Here is a 19,996-nt window from a genome sequence, read left to right as displayed (position 1 = left end):
TTCGTCATACGTCTGTTATTGGCCGTCCGTTAGTCTCGTCACGAGCATGACCGACGCAACCGGTTCCATCGACCGGCTCAGCGGCGGCATCGGCAAACGGGAAGGGGGCGAACGTGACGGTCGAGCACCGGCATGATGCACACGCGCTCGCGTCGGGACACGACGCGCGCGGGCAATGGCAGTCGGCGGCGATTCTGGGCCGCGCACAGCAGTGGCATGGCGCCGGTCGCTTCGACGACGCGGCACGGGACTATCTCGCGGTGCTCGCGAAGGAGCCCGATCATCCGCAGGCGCTGCATCTGTACGGCGTGCTGCAATTCCAGTGCGGCGCGGCCGATCAGGCCGAAGCGCTGCTGCGCCAGTCGATCGCGATCGCGCCGGACGTGCGCGCGCTGTCGGATCTCGGCGCGATCGTCGGCGAGCGCGGCCGCATCGACGAGGCGCTCGGCCATTTCGCGAACGCGCTGCGCGCGGCGCCCGACGACGTGCAGACGCTCGTGCGCCACGGCAACACGTTGCTTGGCCTGCGCCGCTACGACGACGCGCTTGTGTCGTTCGACCGTGCGCTCGCGGTGTCGCCGCTCGTGCTGGACGCGCTCTGCAATCGCGGCGGCGCGCTGCGCGCGCTCGGCCGCCTCGACGACGCGCTCGACACCTACGACCGCGCGCTGATGGTCGATCCGCATTCGTTCGAATCCTGGTTCAACCGCGGCCTCGTGCTGCGCGAGTTGCGGCGCGCGGCCGATGCGCTGCATTGCTTCGATCGCGCGAACGCGATCCGGCCGGGCATCGCCGCGATCATGGCCGAGCGCGGCCGCACGCTCGCCGAGCTCGACCGTCTGAACGAAGCGCTTGCCGCCTTCAACGACACGCTCGCGGCCGATCCCGCGCGGCTCGACGCGCTTTGCGACAGCGCGGCCGTACTCGAACGGCTGGGCCGTGCGGACGAGGCGCTCGCGCGTTGCGAACGCGTGCTCGCGGTGGAGCCGAATCATGTCCGCGCACTCGCAAGCCGCGGCAATGCGCTGCTGCAACTCGAGCGCCACGACGATGCGCTCGACAGCTACGAGCGGGTGCTTGCGATCGATCCGCGTTCGGCCGACACGCTGTGCAATCGCGGCACCGTGCTGCGCGACCTGCAGCGCTTCGATGCGGCGCTCGCGAGCTACGATGCCGCGCTCGCGCTCGACGCGCATTTCGCCGAAGCGTGGACGAACCGCGGCGACGCGTTGCGGGACCTGCACCGCTACGACGAAGCGGTCGCGTCGCTCGATCGTGCGCTTGCGCTGAGCCCCGATGTTGCGACGAACTGGCTGGCCCGCGGCAACCTGCTTGCCGAGACGGGGAAGGTGGATGAAGCATTCACCGCCTACGATCGCGCGCTCGCGCTGCAACCCGACTTCGCCGCCGCACACTGCGCGCGTGCCGCGCTGCACCTGACGGAAGGCGATTTTGCGCACGGCTGGCGCGGGTACGAATGGCGGCTGCGCGATACGCAGCTCGCGCAGCATGCGCGGCCGTTCACGCAGCCGGTGTGGCACGGCGACGAACCGCTCGACGGCAAGACGATCCTGATCCATGCGGAACCGGGCATCGACGACACGCTGCAGTTCTGCCGCTATGTCCCGCTCGTCGCGGCGCGCGGCGCACGCGTGGTGCTCGAGGTGCCGCCGTCGTTGCGCGCGCTGATGGCGTCGCTCACCGGCGCGGCCCATGTGATCGCGCGTGGCGAGCCGCTTCCCGCCTTCGACTGCCATGTGCCGCTGCCGAGCCTGCCGCATGCGTTTCGCACCGACGCGGACACCATTCCGCACACAGCCGCGTATCTGCATGCGGACCCGCAGCGCACGCGCCAGTGGGACACGCTGCTCGGCGAACGGCGCAGGCTGCGCGTCGGACTCGCGTGGGCGGGCGATCCGGCACGACGGGATGACGCCGGCCGGTCGATCGATCTCGCGCGACTCGCGCCGCTGCTCGATCTCGACGTCGACTGGATCAGCCTGCAGAAGCCGGTGCATGAGCGCGACGCCGCGTGGCTGGCGGATGCGCCGGTATGCCGTGTCGACGACGAACTCGGCGATTTCGCGGACGGGGCTGCATTGATCGGCGCGCTGGATCTCGTGATCGCGGCCGATTCCGCGGTCGCGCATCTGGCGGGTGCGCTGGGCGCGCGCGTCTGGGTGCTGCTGCCCGACCCGCCGGCCTGGCGCTGGATGCGCACGCGCAACGACAGCCCGTGGTATCCGTCCGCGCGGCTGTTTCGCCAGCCGGCACCCGGCAACTGGACCGATGCGATCGACGCGGTGCGTGCCGCGCTCGAACCGATGACACGTTAGACACGACACGCGATACGAACAGCGATCAGTGGGGGCCACACGATGACACCGAACGGGGAAGGGACGACATTGGCGAGCGCGACGGTCGCGCCGGATCGCCGTCCGCCCGACACCATGCAGCTTGAACGGCTGCTCGTGCGCGCACGCAAGGCGCATCACGAGGGCGCGCTGCAGCATGCGGAGAATGCCTATGCCGAGCTGCTGGCGCTCGATCCCGAGCATCCGGAGGCGCTGCACCTGCTCGGCGCGGTGCGCTTCCAGCAGGGGCGGCTCGACGATGCCGAGCCGCTGATGCGGCGCTCGGTCGAGCGCCAGCCGGTGCCGCTCGCGCTTGCGAACTACTCGGCGGTGCTGGCCGGGCTCGGGCGCGAGCACGATGCGCTCGCGCGGCTCGACGAGGCGCTCGCGATCAATCCCGTGCATCAGCGCGTGCTGTTCCAGCGGGCCGGGCTGCTCGCGCAACTCGCGCGGTACGACGAAGCGTGCGCGGTCTACGATCGTCTCCTCGAACTGACGCCCGGGTTCGCCGACGGTTACGTGAAGCGCAGCGACATGCTGCGTGCGCTCGGGCGCTTCGACGATGCGCTCGCCGATTGCGACCGCGCGATCGCACTTGCGGGCCGCACGTTCGACGCGATGCGCGCGCGCGGGCTCGCGCTGCGTGAGCTCGGCCGCTTCCGCGATGCAGCGGACAGCTATGGTCACGCGCTTGCGCTGCGGCCGGGCAGCGCCGACGCGCTGTTCCTGCGCGGCGTCGCGTATCTCGACCTGCACGACCCCGAATACGCGCTGGCGGATTTCAACGCGGCGATCGCGGCGAGCCCGACGTTCGTCGATGCAATCTTCAACAGCTCGATCGCGCTCGAACAGCTCGGCCGGCACGACGAGGCGCTGATGCGTTGCGACCGTGCGCTCGCGATCGACCCGCGCCATGCGCGCTCGCTCGCCAATCGCGGCAATGCGGCAAGCCATCTGGGCCGCTTCGCGGATGCAGTCGACAGCTATGCGCGTGCGCTCGACGTCGAGCCGGGCAGCACGGGCGTGCTGTGCAACTACGCAAGCGCGCTGATGCAGGTGGCGCGTCACGACGATGCGCACGACATGTGCGATCGCGCGCTGGCGATCGATCCGCACTATGCACCCGCATCGTTCACGCGTGCGCGCGTCCGGCTCGAAACGCATCGCTACGACGGCGCGCTCGACGATCTCGCCCGCGTGATCGCCGCGACGCCGCGCGACAAGCTTGCGCATTTCCATCGCGGCAGCGCGTTGCGCGCACTGCGGCGGCACGAGGATGCGCTGCACGCGTATGCGGAAGCGATCGACATCGATCCCGACTATGCGCACGCGCACTGCATGCGCTCGTTCCTGTGCCTGTCGATCGGCGACTTCGAGGCCGGCTGGGCCGAATACGAATGGCGCTGGCGCGACAGCCAGCTCGACGGCAGCCGGCGTGATTTCGCGCAGCCGCGCTGGACGCACGGGATGCCGCTCGACGGGCAGACGATCCTGCTGTATCCGGAGCAAGGGCTCGGCGACACGCTGCAATTCTGCCGCTACGTGCCGCTGGTGAAGGCGCTCGGCGCTCGCGTGGTGGTCGAGGCGCCGGTCGAGCTGAAGGCGCTGTTCGCGACGCTCGATGGCGTTGACGTGCTCGTCGCGCGCGGCGATCCGCTGCCGCCGTTCGACCTGCATTGCCCGCTGTTGAGCCTGCCGCTCGAATTTCGCACCGACCTGTCGTCGATTCCGGCGGGCGGGCCATACCTGCGCGCCGATCCCGCGCGGGTCGGGCACTGGCTCGCGCGGCTGGGTGCGGCCGGCCGGCCGCGCATCGGCCTCGTGTGGTCCGGCAACCCGCTGCACCTGAACGACCGCAATCGCTCGATCACGCTCGCCGACCTGTTGCCGCTGCTCGACGACCGCTACGAATGGATCAGCCTGCAGAAGGTGATTCGTGATGAGGATCGTCCCGTGCTCGATGCGAGCCCGATCCGCTTCGTCGGCGACGAACTGACGGATTTCGCGGAAACGGCCGCGCTGACCGAGGCGATGGATGCGGTGATCAGCGTCGACACGTCGGTCGCGCACCTGGCCGGCGCGCTCGGCCGGCCGCTCGCGGTGATGCTGCCGCACACGCCCGATTTCCGCTGGCTGCTCGATCGCGACGACAGCCCGTGGTATCCGGGCGCGCGACTGTTCCGCCAGCCGGAAGGCGGGCAGTGGGCGCCGGTCGTCGAGCGGCTCCGCGACGCGTTGCCGGCACTGGCGGCGGGAGCGTCGCGATGAGCACGGCGCAGGCACCGGCGTTCGGCGCGGGTGCCGCGCCGCTGCGGGCCGCCGTCGACGATGCGCTGCGCAATGCGCGCGCGCGACTCGAGCAACGCGATTACGCGGGCGCGAAACGGCTTTACGAGGGCGTGCTGGCGGTGATGCCCGACCACGTCGAGGCGCTGCATCTGCTCGGGTTCGCGCATCTCCAGCTCGGCGACGCCGTGCGTGCGGAGCCGCTGATCGCGCGATCGATGCAGTCCGGTCTGAATCACCCGTGGAATTTCGTGAATCATGCGGAGGCGCTGAGCGGCACGGGCCGTCATCGTGAAGCGCTCAACGCGGCCGCGCAGGCGCTCGCACGCGATCCCGGCCATGCGCAGGCCTACGCGGCGCGCGGCGACGCGCTGCATGCGCTCGGCCGGCACGGCGAAGCGGTCGGCGCCTACGATCTTGCGCTGACGCGCGAGCCGGGCCGCGCGGTGTCGTGGGTTCGGCGCGGCGAGGCATTGCGCGCGCTCGGCCGGCCCGCCGACGCGCTGATCAGCATCGAGCGCGCGCTGCGGATCGATCCGGACGACCCGGCAGCACTTGCGGAACGCGGTCATGCGTTGCGTGCGCTGGGTCGAGGCGAAGAGGCGCTGCATTGCTTTCAGCTTGCGATGGTGGTGCGCGGCAAGGTGCCCGATCTCGTCTACGCATGTGGCTATACGCTGATCGAACTGGGGCGTCCGGCCGAAGCGCTGGCGTGTCTCGACGAAGCGCTCGCGCGGATGCCGGACGACATGCAACTGCTGTTCGTGAGTTGTGTCGCGCTTGACTTGCTGCATTTGCGTGACGAGTTGCTGAAGCGCAGCGACCGGCTGCTGGCGCGCGACCGCGACAACCTCGGCGCGTGGGTCGGCCGCGGCAATGCACTACTCGGGCTGCGGCGGCACGAGGAAGCCGCGCACGCATACGGTGAAGCGCTCGCGCGTGCACCGGCGGATTTCGACGCGCTGCGCAACCGGGCCGGCGCGCTGCGGGCGTTCGGTGCGTTCGACGAAGCGCTCGCGCATTACGACCGTGCGCTCGAAGCGCGTGGCCCGCATGCGGAAGTGCTGTGCAATCGCGCGATCGCGCTGCAACTGCTCGGCCGCTACGACGATGCGCTCGCGAGTTACGCGGCGGCCGTCGGTGCGCCGGGCCGGACGGCGCAGGAGATCTATACGCGCGCGGTCGCCCGGCAGCAACTCGGCGACCATGAAGCCGCGCTTGTCGATTTCGCGCTGGCATGCGGGCGCGACCCGAATCACGGTGTCGCGCGCCGGTCGGAGGCGTTCTGCCGTTTGGTGATGGGCGACTTTGAAGCAGGCTGGCGGCAGCATGAAGCGCGCTGGGATGCCGCCGACGTGACGTTGCACCGGCGTCATGCGGACCGCCCGCAATGGACGGGCGACGAGCCGCTCGCCGGCCGCACGCTGCTGCTGCATGCGGAGCAGGGCTTCGGCGACACGCTGCAGTTCTGCCGCTACGCGAGCCTCGCGCACGCGCGCGGCGCAACCGTGCTGATCGACGTACCGGCCGCGCTTGCCGGCCTGCTCGGTACGCTGCGCGGTGTGAGCCGCGTCGTCGTCGACGGGCAGCCGGCACCGACGTTCGATCTCCATTGCCCGATGATGAGCTTGCCTTTCGCATTCGGCACGACGCTCGACACGGTGCCGGCCGACGTGCCGTACCTGCATGCCGACCCGCAACGGCGCGCCGCCTGGATCGAACGGCTCGATGCGGCCGCCCAGCCGCGACGATTGCGCGTGGGGCTCGCGTGGTCGGGCAATCCGGATCATGCGAACGACGAAAACCGTTCGATGACGTTCGCCGCGCTCGCGCCGCTCGTCGCGCTCGATGCGACGTTCGTCAGTCTGCAGGTAGGCGTACGCCCGCGCGACGCCGATGCATTCGCGGCAAGCGGCGTGCTGTCGTTCGAGGCGGAGCTGAGGGATTTCGCGGAAACGGCCGCGCTCGTCGACTCGTTGGATCTGGTGATCGCCGTCGATACGTCGGTCGTGCACCTGGCCGGCGCGCTCGGGCGCCCCGTATGGGTGATGCTGCCACGCGTGCCGGATTGGCGCTGGCTGCTCGAACGCGACGACAGCCCGTGGTATCCGAGCGCGACGCTGTTCCGGCAGGGGCTTCCCGGCGACTGGCCGGCGCTGGTCGAGCGTGTGGCGCAGGCCCTCGCGGCCCGTATCCGCACAACCGCGTGACCGACCGACTGTGACAAAAGCTACGGACCTTTCGCATGCGGCCCGAATGGTCCGTAACACCCGCCACGCCGCTGCCATCGGGCCTTCGTATGTTCTTGGGGTTCCAGTGGCCGGGTTCGATCCCGGTTGCAACGACCGAGCGCGAAAACGGATCGGCGCCGCTTTCGGCGCGACCGTCGTCAAGCGCAATTTCATAGGATTCGGGGTGAAGAATGGCAGCACGCGCACGCACGGCACGACAACCTGACGCGACGGGCTCGCGCCCGGTCCTGAAATCGGAACTGCGGCCGCTGGTCCGGGCCGTGGCCTTGATGCTGCTGGCGGGCGCGTCCGCGCACGTGCAGGCGGCCGGCATCATGAACCTCGGGGCGGCGGCCGCGCGTGCATCGGGCGGCGGCGCGGGCGGTGCCGGTGGCGCGCCGGGCATGCCGAATCTGGGCGTGTCGGCGCAGCAGGCGCTGCAGGCGAGCCAGCCTTCGATCCGCAACCTCGGGTATGCCGCGCATGCGATCGCCGCGCAGATTGCCGCGCAGCAGAATGCGGCGGCTGCAGCGGCAAAGCTGCCTTCGAGCGTGCCGAACGGGCTGACGCCGGGCGGGCTGCAGGTGGCGGCCGGCGCGTCGGGCGATACGAACAATCCGGTGCTGTGGTTCAACGCGAATGCGCCGACGCAGAACGTGGACAGCAGCGGGCACGTGAACGTCGACGTCAAGCAGACCGGGCAGAACGCGGTGCTGACGTGGGAGACGATGAACGTCGGCCGGCAGACGACGCTGAATTTCGACCAGTCGGGTGGTACGCAGACCAACGGCGCGAACAACTGGGCCGTGCTGAACCGGATCAACGATCCGAGCGGCAGGCCGAGCCAGATTCTCGGGAACATCACCGCGCAGGGGGCGGTGTATGTGATCAACCGGAATGGGGTGTTGTTCGGTGCGGGGTCGCAGGTCAATGTGCATTCGCTCGTTGCTTCGTCGCTGAACCTGCTCGACATGAAGAATCAGTTGGTGCCGACGCCTGCAGGGATTGTCGCGAGCAACCAGCAGTTCTTGAGCTTGCCGGCGGGGACGACGGGCGGGCTGGCTTATCCGCAGTCGGGGAGTTCGAGCGGGACGGTCGGGGCGGGGGGTAAGCCGAACGAGGTGCTGGGGCTGGGGAACAAGGTGACGTTGACCGGCGCTTACCAGGCACCGGGTGATGTGACCATCGAGCAGGGCGCGTCGATCACGACGCATACCAACGGCACGGCAAGCGACGGCGGCTTCGTGCTGGTCGCCGCGCCGAATGTGACGAATGCCGGCAGCATTTCGGCGACGTCGGGGCAGGTCGTGCTGGCGGCGGGCGTGGGGGTGAGCCTTCTGCCCAACTCGGGCAAAACGATCAATCCGCAGGTCCTGCTGCCGGAACTGAGCGGCCAGATCGTGACGGTCGATCCGGCCACTGGCGCGTCGATCGACGTCACGCCCGCCGGCACGCTGACGAACACGGGTATCGTGCAGGCCGCGCGCGGCAACGTGAACCTGCTCGGCAGCCGGGTCGCACAGAACGGCGTGGTGGGCGTGACGACGAGCGTGAATACGCCGGGCACGATCACGATCTCGACCGCGGACGAGTATGCGTCGAACAATCCGCTGGGTAATCCCTATACCGGTTCGACGCCGGTCACGGGCAACGGCGGTGGAGGCGATGCCATCAATCGTGCCGGCCTGTTGAGCTTCGGCCAGGGATCGGTGACGACGGTGCTGCCGGACAACAACGGCCAGACGGCGACGTCCACGCCGGGTACGACATTCACGCCGGGCGGCATCACCATGACGGCCGGTTCCGTGTGGTTCCAGGGCGGCTCGCTGATCGAGGCGCCGGGCTCGAACGTGTCGGTGACGGCCTACGCGCCGTCGGTCGTGACGAACAAAGTGCCGGGCCAGACGGCAGTGCCGGGTCGGATCTACGTGGACGATGGGGCGACGATCGACGTGTCGGGGCTGGCGAACGTGCAGGCGCCGATTTCGCAAACGCTCGTGACGGTCGACCGGATCGGCCAGAACGAGCTGGCCGATTCGCCGCTGCTGCGCAACAGCTTCCTGTTCGGGCTGAAGGGTGCGGTAGTCGACAGCACGCTGACGGGCACGCGTAGCGACGGCGTGCAATGGGTCGGCAGCCCGATCCTGAACCTTTCGGGGTACGTGAACCTGATCCCGCGTACCGTCGACCAGTTGCTGACCAACGGTGGCACGATCACGCTGTCCGGCAACGAGGTGATGACCGCTGCAGGTTCGTCGATGAACCTGAACGGCGGGTATGTGCATTACAACGGCGGGATCGTCAACACGACGCGGCTCGTCGATGCCAACGGCGCGATCGTACCGATCGGGCAGGCAAGCCCTTACGACAACTATGTCGGCATCGCCGGGCAGTTCGTCGAAAATCATCCGCGCTGGGGGGTGACGAAATCCTGGTACAACCCGTTACTGACGAGCGGCACTTACCAGTCCGACTACATCGTCGGCGGCAATGCGGGTACGCTCGACCTGTTCGCGTCGCAGGCGCTGGTGCTCGACGGCGACATCAGCGCGCAGTCGTTCGGCGGCGCGAAGCAGATGCAGGGCAACAGCCTGCCGTCCGGCGGGACGTTCAACCTGGGTGCTGATCCGAAGCTGGCCGGCAACGCACTGGCCGGGATGACGTGGAACGTTTCGGCCAACTCAACCTTGACGGTCAACGGCACGTCGGGCCTCGCGATCCTGCAGGACAATGCACCGCAACTCGGTGCGCTGATGCCGGGATTCTCGATCGATACACCGATCGACAAGACCGCATCCCAGTCGCTGGCGGCCAACGATCCGAACAACCTGCTTGCGACGCAGGTCGTTCCCGTTGCGACGCTGAACAACGGCGGTTTCGCGACCCTGAACGTGACCGAGGACAAGTACGCAGGCAAGGGCATCGTGGTGGCGCAGGGGACGCAACTGAACCTGCAGCCGGGCGGTTCGATCTCGCTCAACAGCCCGGCGGCTGGCGCCGACGTGAATGTCGCGGGGCGGCTGTCCGCGCCGTCCGGTTCGATTTCGATCACGAGCGGCGGTAACGTCGTCGTCGGGCCGCAGGGCGTGATCAGCGCGGCCGGCCAGTGGGTGAACAACGACGTGCAGGCAGCGCCGGGCACGACGCCCGGCAATAGCCAGTTCATCAACGGCGGGAGCATTTCGCTGTCGGCGAAACAGAGTTCGACATTCGTGAACGGCAACGCCGTGGACGCGACGGGTTCGATTCTGCTGCAGCCCGGCAGTGTGCTCGATGTTTCGAGCGGCGGAGAAATGCTTGCGAACGGCCAGTTTCTGATGCAGAACGGCGTGCCGGCCGGGCGCGGGGGCAACGTTGCGTTGCAGACCTATGCGGTACCCGCCGGCGGCGCGCAATTCGGTGATACGGGTGACGGCGGTGCGAACCTGCCAGGCACCCAGCCGACCGCTGGCACGATTGCAATGGGCGGCACGATCCTGAGCGAGGGTTTCTCGGGCGGTGGCACGATGACGCTGGGCGCGCTCGGCTTCCGGATCGGCGGAGACAAGGCGGCAGCTGCACCGTGGGATGTGGTTCTACCCGAGAATTTCTTTGCGCGACAGGGCTTCGGCAAGTATGTGCTGAACGCGTACTACGACTCGACCATCGCGCCGGGCGCGACGGTTGCGCTGACCCAAAGGAATCTGCTGCCCGACGCACTGGCACTCCTGCAGACGGGGTCGGGCGCGAACCTGTCCGCGGGCGGTCTGACAACGATCGGCCAGCTCGACGCGTATCACCGGCAACCGACGAGCCTCGTGCTGACCGGCGGCAACGCCGTGTCGTGGCTGACCGCGGCGTCCGGCGGCACAGTGCCGTCGTATTCGGGCGTGACCGGCGCGGTCACGTTGTCAGCGGGCGCGTCGATCAATGCGGACGCCGGGGCGAGTGTTGCGCTGGCATCGCCGAAGCAGGTGACGGTGCTCGGCTCGGTGGTCGCGCCGGGCGGGTCGATCGTGCTGAGCGCAGATACCGGAACCACGGCCCCTCAACCGGGCCAGTTCAATGTCTTCACGCCGAGCAACAGCCGGTCCGTCTGGCTCGGTTCGGATGCGACGCTCGACGTATCGGGCGTCGCGCTTGCCAATCCGCTTGCCGCGCCGGTCAAGATCGGCGGTACGGTTGTCGTGCCGAATACCGGCAAGGTTCTGCCGGGCGGTGCGGTGACGCTGTCGAGCGATTCGGGCTACGTGGTCGCGCAGGCCGGTTCGAAGATAGACGCGTCGGGCGCGTCGGCGAACTTCGACCAACTGCAGGCGAACGGCACCTATGCGCGTCAGCCTGTATGGAGCGATGCAGGCTCGATCACGCTGTCGGCCGCGTACGGTCTCTTCTCGGATGCGACGCTGGCGGGTCACGGTGGCGCGTCGCAGGCACGTGGCGGCACGTTGACGATCCTGCCGCATCAGATCAGCGGCTCGGCCGGCGCCACGGCACTCGTCGTGCGGCAGAGCGGCATGCTCGTTCCCGTCGGGCTTGCATCCGGCCAGGATTTCTCGGTCGCGATCGATCCGACCACCGGGCAGCCGATCGGTCAGCCGACCGGCGTGATCCAGTTCGCCGCCGACCGCCTGAACGATTCGGGAATCGCGAATCTCGTGCTGGGTGACAACACGCCGTCTCCGATTCGTGCGCCGGTGCCGCCGATCGTGTTTGCCGGCAACGTGAACCTCACGTTGCCCGAATCGGTGACGCTGAACACCGGACGCATCGCGGCAATCGGAATGGACCAGCTCTCGACGCTGCTGTCTACCCCGGCGAACGGCAATTCGGCGCTGGTGAGCCTGCTCGCACAGGCGCCGGCGCATCCGCTCGGCACGACGGTGACGATCAACGCACCTTATGTCGGGTTGGCGGGGCCGACGGCAACCTCATCGACACCCGCGTTCGCGCCAGTCGCGACGCTCTCCGATGCGACGCTGAACGTGAACGCATCGTTCCTCGACCTGCGCAATCAGTTCCAACTGAACAATTTCGGCCAAGCGAACTTCACGAGCAGTGGCGATATCCGACTCAGTTCGACCAGCGCGGCGCAGAGCGGCCCCGTCGGGCTGGCGCCCGGCATGCTGTACACGCCTGGCAACGTGACGTTCAAGGCAGCGGACGTGTATCCGGCGACCGGTAGCACGTTCATCGTCGACGCGGTCGGCCCGGTCGATTCGGTCACCGGCAAGCCCGCACCGACCACCGTCACGTTCGCCACGAACGGTTCATCCGGCACGCCGCTGTCAGCCGGCGGCACGCTGCTCGTCGACGCGACGAACATTGTGCAGGGCGGTGCCGTACGTGCACCGTCCGGGACACTCGTATTCGGCGTCGGCGACCCGACGAACAGTACGACGCAGAAGCAGTTCGGCAACCTGCCGCTCGTGGCGACGGATTCGGTGACGTTCACGAACGGCAGCGTGACGTCGGTGTCGAACGGCGGATCGATCATTCCTTACGGCACGACGATCGATGGTGTCGAATGGCAATTCAACCCGCTCGCAGGCACGACGGTCTCCGACCTGAATGCGCCGCCTGCGAAGTACATCGGTGTGAACGGCACGAGCGTCGCACTCAACAAGGGCGCGACGATCGACTTGTCCGGCGGCGGCGACCTGCAGGCTGCCGAATGGGTGCCGGGCACGGGCGGCACGCGCGACGTGCTGTCGCAATACAACGTGAGCTACGCGAGCGGCAAGGGTGCGACGGCGGTGCCGGTCAACGCCGGCGCCGGGAACGTCTATGCCATCGTGCCGGGCGTGCAATCGCCGGTCGCCGCATACGACCCGCTGTTCGCGCAGGCCGTGCAGCCGGACGTCGCCAGCAACGGCTCGCCGACGACCAAGACCGTGACGCTGGGCGTCGGTCAGGCCGGGATGAACGACGCGATCGGCAAGGCCGTGTACCTGTCCGGCCTGCCGGGCCTCGCGCCCGGTTACTACACGCTGCTGCCGGGTAAATATGCGACGCTGCCGGGCGCGTATCGCGTGACGGTATCGGCCGTCACGGGCAACGTCGCCCCGGGCGCGTCGCAGGTGCTGCCGGACGGCACCGTCACGACGGCCGGATATTTTGCCGATGCGGTGACGGGTGGCCGCAGCGCAACGCCGACGCTTTTCAACGTGCAGTCGGGTGCGACGTGGCAGCAGTACTCGCAGTACACGCTGAAGGGCGCGAACGACTTCTTCACCGCGCAGGCCGCGAAGCAGGGCAACGTGACCCCGCCGCTGCCGGTGGACGGCGGCCAGCTCGTACTGGCCGCGACGAAGGCGCTCGCGCTTGGCGCGACGCTCGACGCGGCGGCGAGTGCGGGCGGTGCACCTGCGGAGGTCGACATCGCATCGCGGGATATCCAGATCACCGGCAACGGTAGCGCGGCGTTGCCGGGCTATCTGCAGATCGGCGGCGATGCGCTCGACTCGCTGAACGCTGGCAGCCTGCTGATCGGCGGCACGCGCGCGGCGACGACGAAAGGCGTGACGATCACGCCGATCGCGAACAGCGTGGTGGTGTCGAACGATGCCAACTCGTCGTTGAAGGGCCCCGAGATCCTGCTCGTGACGAAGACCGATGCGAGCGGAGCGGACGCGAATGCGGCGAACGGCCTGCGGGTCGACGCGGGCGCATCGATCGTGGCTGCCGGCGACTACCCGGCGGCAAAGGATCAACCAATCACGATCGCCGGCGACGGCGCATTGCTGCGCGTGTCCAACGGCGCGATGGCGCCGCTCACGCGCACGGGCGGCACCGGTGCCGGGCTGCTGACCGTCGATGCGGGTGCGACGCTCTCCGGTGGCCAGGCGTTAATGCTCGATTCGTCGGGCAACCTGAAGGTCGATCCGAGCGTGGTGCTGTCGGCGAGGGCGATCACGGTGGACGGTTCGGCGATCACGTTCACCAACGCGAGCGGCGCGGCCGCGGCGAATCTGCCGGGCTTCGTGATCGATCCGGCCGGACTCGCGCAACTGGGCAACGCGGATCTCGTCACGCTGCGCAGCTACGGCACGATGGGTTTCGTCGGCGACGTGAATGCGACGTTCGGCAAGAGCGTCGATCTGAGCGCGGGCACGTTCACGAGCGATGGCGGCCACGTCACGTTGAACGGGCAGCAGATCGCGTTCACGAACGAGACGGGCGCGCCGAACGGCACGGCTACGCCGGGCAACGGCACGCTGACGGTCAACGCGAAGGAGATCGACTTCGGCACGGGGACGAAGACGCTGAGCGGATTCTCGTCGGCGAACCTGACCGCGACCGGCGGCATTGTCGGGCAGGGGACGGGGACGTTCGATTTCGGTGCGCTGCCGGTGACGCTGAATGCGCCCGTGTACCTGGCCGATACGAGTTCCGCGTCGACCGTGAAGACGACCGGCGCATTGGCTCTGAACGGCGCAGCGGGCACCGCATTGACGAAAACGCCGGTTGGCGGCGCGTGGAAATTCATCGGCGGCACGTTGGCGGACAACGGTGCGACGATCGCCGCACCGGCCGGCAATGTCAGTCTCGAGGCGACGACCGGCAACCTGACGATCGGCGGCGGTTCGACGGTGAGCGCTGCCGGCGTGTCGAAGCAGTTCTTCGACGTGACGCAGTATGCGCCGGCCGGTTCGATCATCCTGACCGCCGATGCAGGAACGGTCGACGTTCAGGCAGGTACGACGCTCGATTTTTCTGGCGCGAAAGGCGGCGGCGCGGCAGGCAGCCTGACGCTGTCGGCGCCGAAGCAAGTCGTGAATCTGAACGGCACGATCAAGGGCGGCGCGACGAACGGCTACGCGGGCGGCTCGCTGTCGCTCGATACGGCCGGCGCGGCCGATCTGGATTCGCTGGCGAAGACGCTCGCGTCGAGCGGCGTGAGCCAGTCGATCGACATTCATACGCGGTCGGGCAACCTGACGCTGTCGGGCGGTAATGCGCTGGTCGCGCGATCGGTGTCTCTGACGGCCGACGGTGGCGCGGGCAATGCATCGGATACCGCGAACGGCAACGTGAACGTGCTGGGGACGATCGACGCGTCGGGCAACGCCGGCGGGCAGATCAGCCTGTTCGGCAAGAGCGGTGTCGATGTCGAGGGTTCGCTGCTGGCGAAGGCAACCAATACGAGCCAGCGCGGCGGCAAGGTCGTGATCGGCACGAGCGCGACGTTCGATCCGGCCGCGGCCAATCCGTACAACGCGACTTACGGTTACGAGAACGTGTCTGCCGCCCAGTCCGGGCTGATATGGGTCGGCGCGAACGCATCGATCGATGTGTCCGGCGGTACGCCTGGCGGTACGCTCGACGGCACGGTCAACTTCCGTGCACCATTGCTGCGCGACGGCACGGTCAATGTCGTGCTCGACGGGGCCGGCGTGCATGGCTCACGCAAGACGACCGTCGAAGCGTACGCAACGTGGAGCGCGGCGGATGCGACAACGGGTTCGCAGCATTTCGACGGCCTCATCGATCCGGCAGGCTGGTACGACGGTAGCGGTCACCTGCTTGCGGGCACTTTCACGGTGCCGGGCAGCAAGCCGGTAACGTACACCTATGCACCGGGCGGGACGGGAGGCGGCACGCTGACCAATATCTCGACTGGCCAGTCGATTGCGGTGACCGAAGACCAGTTGCGAAACGGGATTTCCGGGAGCAGCTTTACGGGCCTGACGGGCGCGTATTTCGCGCCGGGGACCGCGAACGCCGATCATGTGGCCTTCTATGGATATCGCGCGAACGGCACGGGAACGTCACCGGGTACGCTGATGGCGTTTGTTCAGCATGGGCCGGATGGTGTTGCCAGCCAGTTCGCCGGCACCACGTTGCAGCACTTCAGCATCGTGCCGGGCATCGAGCTCGACAATCCGGGCAACACGGTCAACGGCGGTAACATTTCGGTGTTGTCGAACTGGAACCTTGGTGCTGGCGCGCCGAACAACAGCGGAAGCATCACGCCCGATTTCCGCTATCAATCGACGATCGCGCCGACGCTGACGTTCCGTGCGGCGAACAACTTCGATGCATACGCAAGCATTTCGGACGGGTTCTATCAGAGCCAGGTGGCGTCGATTCTCGGTGGATCGGGGCCGGTTACGGCGACGGGGACCTATACGGACGCGAAGCAGAAGTTCGATCAACTCGTGTCGATCGACGATCCGACGCAGGTGACGGTGACTTTTACGACTGGCGCTACGGCGAGCCTGGCGTCGCTAGATCCGAATGCGACGCTCGCTTCGCCGCTAACGGGACAGACGGCCGGCTATTACTCTGCGTATTTGTCATATACCGGAGCTTGGCAAAAGGATATCGAAGCTTGGACGTCGCCGGACACGGCATCGAATTACATTGGGCACATCCTGCCGATCAGGCCATCGACGACGCCGGCGCCGGTGCTGGCTGATTTCGCCACTTATTCGGATTATCTGACTGCCTATTGGGGGCCGGACCTGACAGGATCCAAGAGCCCGACGTCGTATCTGTTTGGGTACGCTCGCCCGACGGTAACCCGATTCGGGACGCCCGCTGCGCCCACGCCTCCGGTCGGGTTGCAACGCAATTCGATTGGTTCTGCCCAAGCTGCGTACTTGGCAGACTATTCGAATTACATGCTGGCGTACTCGGACTATTTCAATAGTCGATGGTCTAGTCTTCTCCCACCTAGAAATGCCTACAACATGTTCTATGCACCGATCGCACCCGCATCGGTTCCAGACACAGGCATCATCAACATCGGTGCGTTGCCCGGTAACGCGGCAGCCAACGTGCCGACGCCAAACAACCCGATGCCGATAGCTTTCGCGACCTTGCTTGGCGGTGGTAGCTCGTCATACCGGATCGTGTCGGGTGCCGATGTGCAGAGTGCGAACCCGCTCGCATTGCAACCGGTTTCGACGCTAGCGAATGCAGGGGCGACCTCCGCCGGTACCGGCAATGTGATTCTGAGCGGACATACCAGCTATGTCGACAGGAACGGATTGACACTCGTCGAGCCGGTAACGATCCGCACCGGCACGGGATCGATCGACGTGGCGGCCGGTAACGAAGTGTCCTTGTTCGACACGTCGAGGACGGCCGATTCGTCAACCTTGACCATTCCCGGTGTGATCTATACGGCCGGCGCACCCGCTGCAGGGGCACCGCCGGTTGGTGCCGCGATCGCTATCGCACGCGGAGCGAGCGGCACGCAGGACGTTCTGGTCACGCCGGCGGTGAATCCCGATTCGGCCGGCGACATCACGATTCACGCCCAGGGCGACATCACGGGCATGCAGAACGTGATTGATACTGCCGGGGCGGTAACGGGGGGAGCCGGCAACAGCATCGGCCAGTACTGGTGGCAATGGATGGAAGTCACGGCAGGAACCACTTCCAATGGCCAGATCGTCCTTGCTCCGTTGACGCGGACCTCGATCGACTTCGGTGCGTTTGACCAAGGTGTAATGAGCGTTGGCGGTAATGTATCGATCAGCGCCGGTGGCAATATTTCGGATCTGGCCGTGTCGTTGCCGACCACGTGGTACCTGAACGGAAGCGGCAAGCCTGTCACCGTAGGCGGCGGAAATCTGACGGTGCGAGCCGGTGGCGACATTCTTAGCGGTGACTACTTCGTCGCGAAGGGACAGGGGACGATTTCGGCTGGCGGACGCATCGGGTCGGATATCGTCGTGTCATCTCCACAAACCGGGGTGGGTTCGATTGCCGTCTCTACTGTGCTCGCGACGCAGGATGGCATATTCGATGTCACGGCGCGACAAGGCGTGGACATTGGCCAAGTATTGAATCCGTCTTATGCGAGCACCTTCGCGCCGCCCGGTGATCAGCCTACCCGCACTGTCCGTCTGGATTATTACGGGCAGTATCCTGACAATCAGGCTTACTCGCCGACCTCCGCGGTGAATGTTCTATCCACAACCGGAGACGTCCGCCTTGGCGCGCTAGGTGGTTTGTTGACGGGAGCGAATGGAATACTGCCAGCGAACGTCAATCTGACCGCATTCGGCGGCGGGATCAGTATTGATTCGGGTGGCGTGCTTTATCCGTCTGCCGTCGGCCAGTTGAATCTGGTTGCAGACCAGTCCGTGTACCTTTCCAATGTGGCGGCCAAGCAGACAAATGTCGCATTGCCCAATACATTCGGCATGTCCGATGCCGATCCTTCTCGGATGCCTTCCCCGACGAACCCACAGGTGAATGTCAGTATTCCTGCGTTGACGAACGTGACGATTGCCGCCCATGCGACCGGGGCGCTTCACGGCGATGATACGCTGCCTGCGCGGCTCTATAGTCTGAACGGAAGCATCGTCAACGGCGGGATCGATACATCTGCTAGCGGTGACGGCTTTTACCAGAATCTCGTCACGCTTTCGATCGACAAGCCGGCGCTTCTGCAGGCGGGCCAGGACATCGTAAACCTGGCGTTCTGGGGGCAGAATCTGCGCAGTTCCGACGTGACGCGTATCGTGGCCGGCCGGGACATTTACGATACGCCGATTCCGAACACCGGAGGTGGCGCGGTACCCGTGTTGGCAGTTGGCGGCCCCGGTTGGTTCGACGTACAGGCCGGACGAAATATCGGCCCGTTGACGAGTCAGGGCGAGCTGTACAACAGGAATGTGCAAACAGGCAGCATCACGGCTCCGTTCACGGGTATCGATGCAGTCGGAAACGCGAACAATCCGAACCTGCCGCACGAGAGCGCGAACGTCAACGTCCTGTTCGGCGTGGGTCCCGGCGTCGATCTGCCTGGGTTCGTCTCGACCTATATCGCACCGGGCAGTTCGGTTGCAGGCGTCCCGAGCGCAACGCCCGCACTGATTGCATTCATGGAGCAGTACGACGCGGGGCTTGGCGTCGATACGGGCCTGCAGGCAGACAAGGATGCGGCGCAGGTGAAGGTTGGCAGGTTGACGACCGACGAAGCGTGGAAGCAATTCCAGGCGTTGCCGTCGTACGTACAGCAGCTCTTCGCGGAGAAGGTGCTGTTCGGCGTGCTCGCGCAAGTGGGCGCGGACTTCAACGATCCGTCGAGTCCGTACAGCGGCCAGTATGCGAGAGGCTATCAGGCGATCAACACGCTGTTCCCGGCTTCGTTCGGCTATACGGCGAACAACCTGGGCGGTGGGTCGAATGGTGCGAACAAGCAGGTCAGTACCGGCAATCTGGACATCCGGAGCACGACGATCCAGACCCAGCAGGGCGGCGACGTGACGATCCTCGGGCCGGGCGGACAGGCGCTCGTCGGCAGCACGACGGCGCCGCCGCAGATCGTCGACAGCACCGGGAAAGTGGTTGCGGGCCCCGGCACGATGGGGATCCTGACGCTCGAGAAGGGGAACGTCGACATCTTCACGGACCAGAGCGTGCTGCTCGCGCAGAGCCGGATCTTCACCGAGCAAGGCGGCGACATGACGATCTGGAGTTCGAACGGGGACATCAACGCAGGCAAGGGTGCGAAGACGTCGGCAGACACGCCGGCGCCGCAGTATGTATGCGATGCGAACCATTACTGCACGGTCGATTCGCGTGGGCAGGTGACGGGTGCGGGTATCGCGACGCTGCAGAGCATACCGGGCGCGCCGAAAGGCACGGTGAACCTGATCGCGCCGCGCGGGACCGTCGATGCAGGCGACGCCGGCATTCGTGCGGGCAACCTGAACGTCGCGGCTTTGCGTGTGGTGAACGCGGACAACATCCAGGTGACGGGCAAGGCGACCGGGATTCCGCTCGTACAGGCGGTGAACACGGGTGCATTAACGGCGGCAAGCTCGGCGGCATCGGCGGCGAGCCAGGTCGCGCAGGACATCGCGAAGAACAACGCATCAGGCGTGGCGCCGCGTCGCTGGACGATTAGCGTGCAGGTCGAGGGCTTCGGCGATAACGGCCCGGATGGCGGATCGAAGCGGCGCAGGTCGGAACAGGTTGGCTACGACTCGTCGAATTCGGTTTCGTTGTTGGGGTTCGGGGCGGCGGGGCCGACTCAGAAGACGTTGCTCAGCAAAGAGGAGTTGGGGAAGCTGAACAGGTTCTGAGCGGAATTGGAAGGAATGTTGAAGGACGAAGACATAGAGTGTAGACGGTGCTTGTCAGCAATGGAGAACGATAAACCACCTGATCGTCCCGGTGGTT

General features: G+C 66.7%; 4 protein-coding genes. All 4 read left to right on the top strand.

Annotation, left to right across the window (positions count from 1 at the left end):
* Nucleotides 1-113 precede the first annotated feature (113 nt).
* The 4 genes from G3O06_RS28055 to G3O06_RS28040 all read left to right on the top strand — a co-directional run bounded on the left by G3O06_RS28055 (nt 114) and on the right by G3O06_RS28040 (nt 19,899).
* Nucleotides 114-2,336: a tetratricopeptide repeat protein gene (locus G3O06_RS28055; protein WP_205818172.1), complete on the top strand. Its 2,223-nt coding sequence runs from the start codon at nt 114-116 to the stop codon at nt 2,334-2,336.
* Between the two features lie 42 nt (nt 2,337-2,378).
* Entirely contained in the window at nt 2,379-4,622 is a 2,244-nt protein-coding gene (locus tag G3O06_RS28050; protein ID WP_205818171.1) for a tetratricopeptide repeat protein, read from the top strand.
* Nucleotides 4,619-6,850 carry a tetratricopeptide repeat protein gene (locus G3O06_RS28045; protein WP_205818170.1) on the top strand — a complete coding sequence of 744 codons (2,232 nt, stop codon included), beginning with the start codon at nt 4,619-4,621 and terminating at the stop codon, nt 6,848-6,850. The genes G3O06_RS28050 and G3O06_RS28045 overlap by 4 nt, the downstream gene beginning before the upstream one ends.
* A 311-nt stretch (nt 6,851-7,161) precedes the next feature.
* Nucleotides 7,162-19,899, top strand: a complete 12,738-nt coding sequence (locus G3O06_RS28040; protein ID WP_241020279.1) for a filamentous haemagglutinin family protein — start codon at nt 7,162-7,164, stop codon at nt 19,897-19,899.
* Nucleotides 19,900-19,996 lie beyond the last annotated feature (97 nt).

This window comes from Burkholderia sp. Ac-20345 (assembly GCF_017104825.1).
In the GTDB taxonomy this organism is placed as follows: Bacteria; Pseudomonadota; Gammaproteobacteria; order Burkholderiales; family Burkholderiaceae; genus Burkholderia; species Burkholderia lata_B.
Note: the sequence above shows the minus strand (reverse complement) of the source record. Positions and strands in the feature narration are given on the sequence as shown.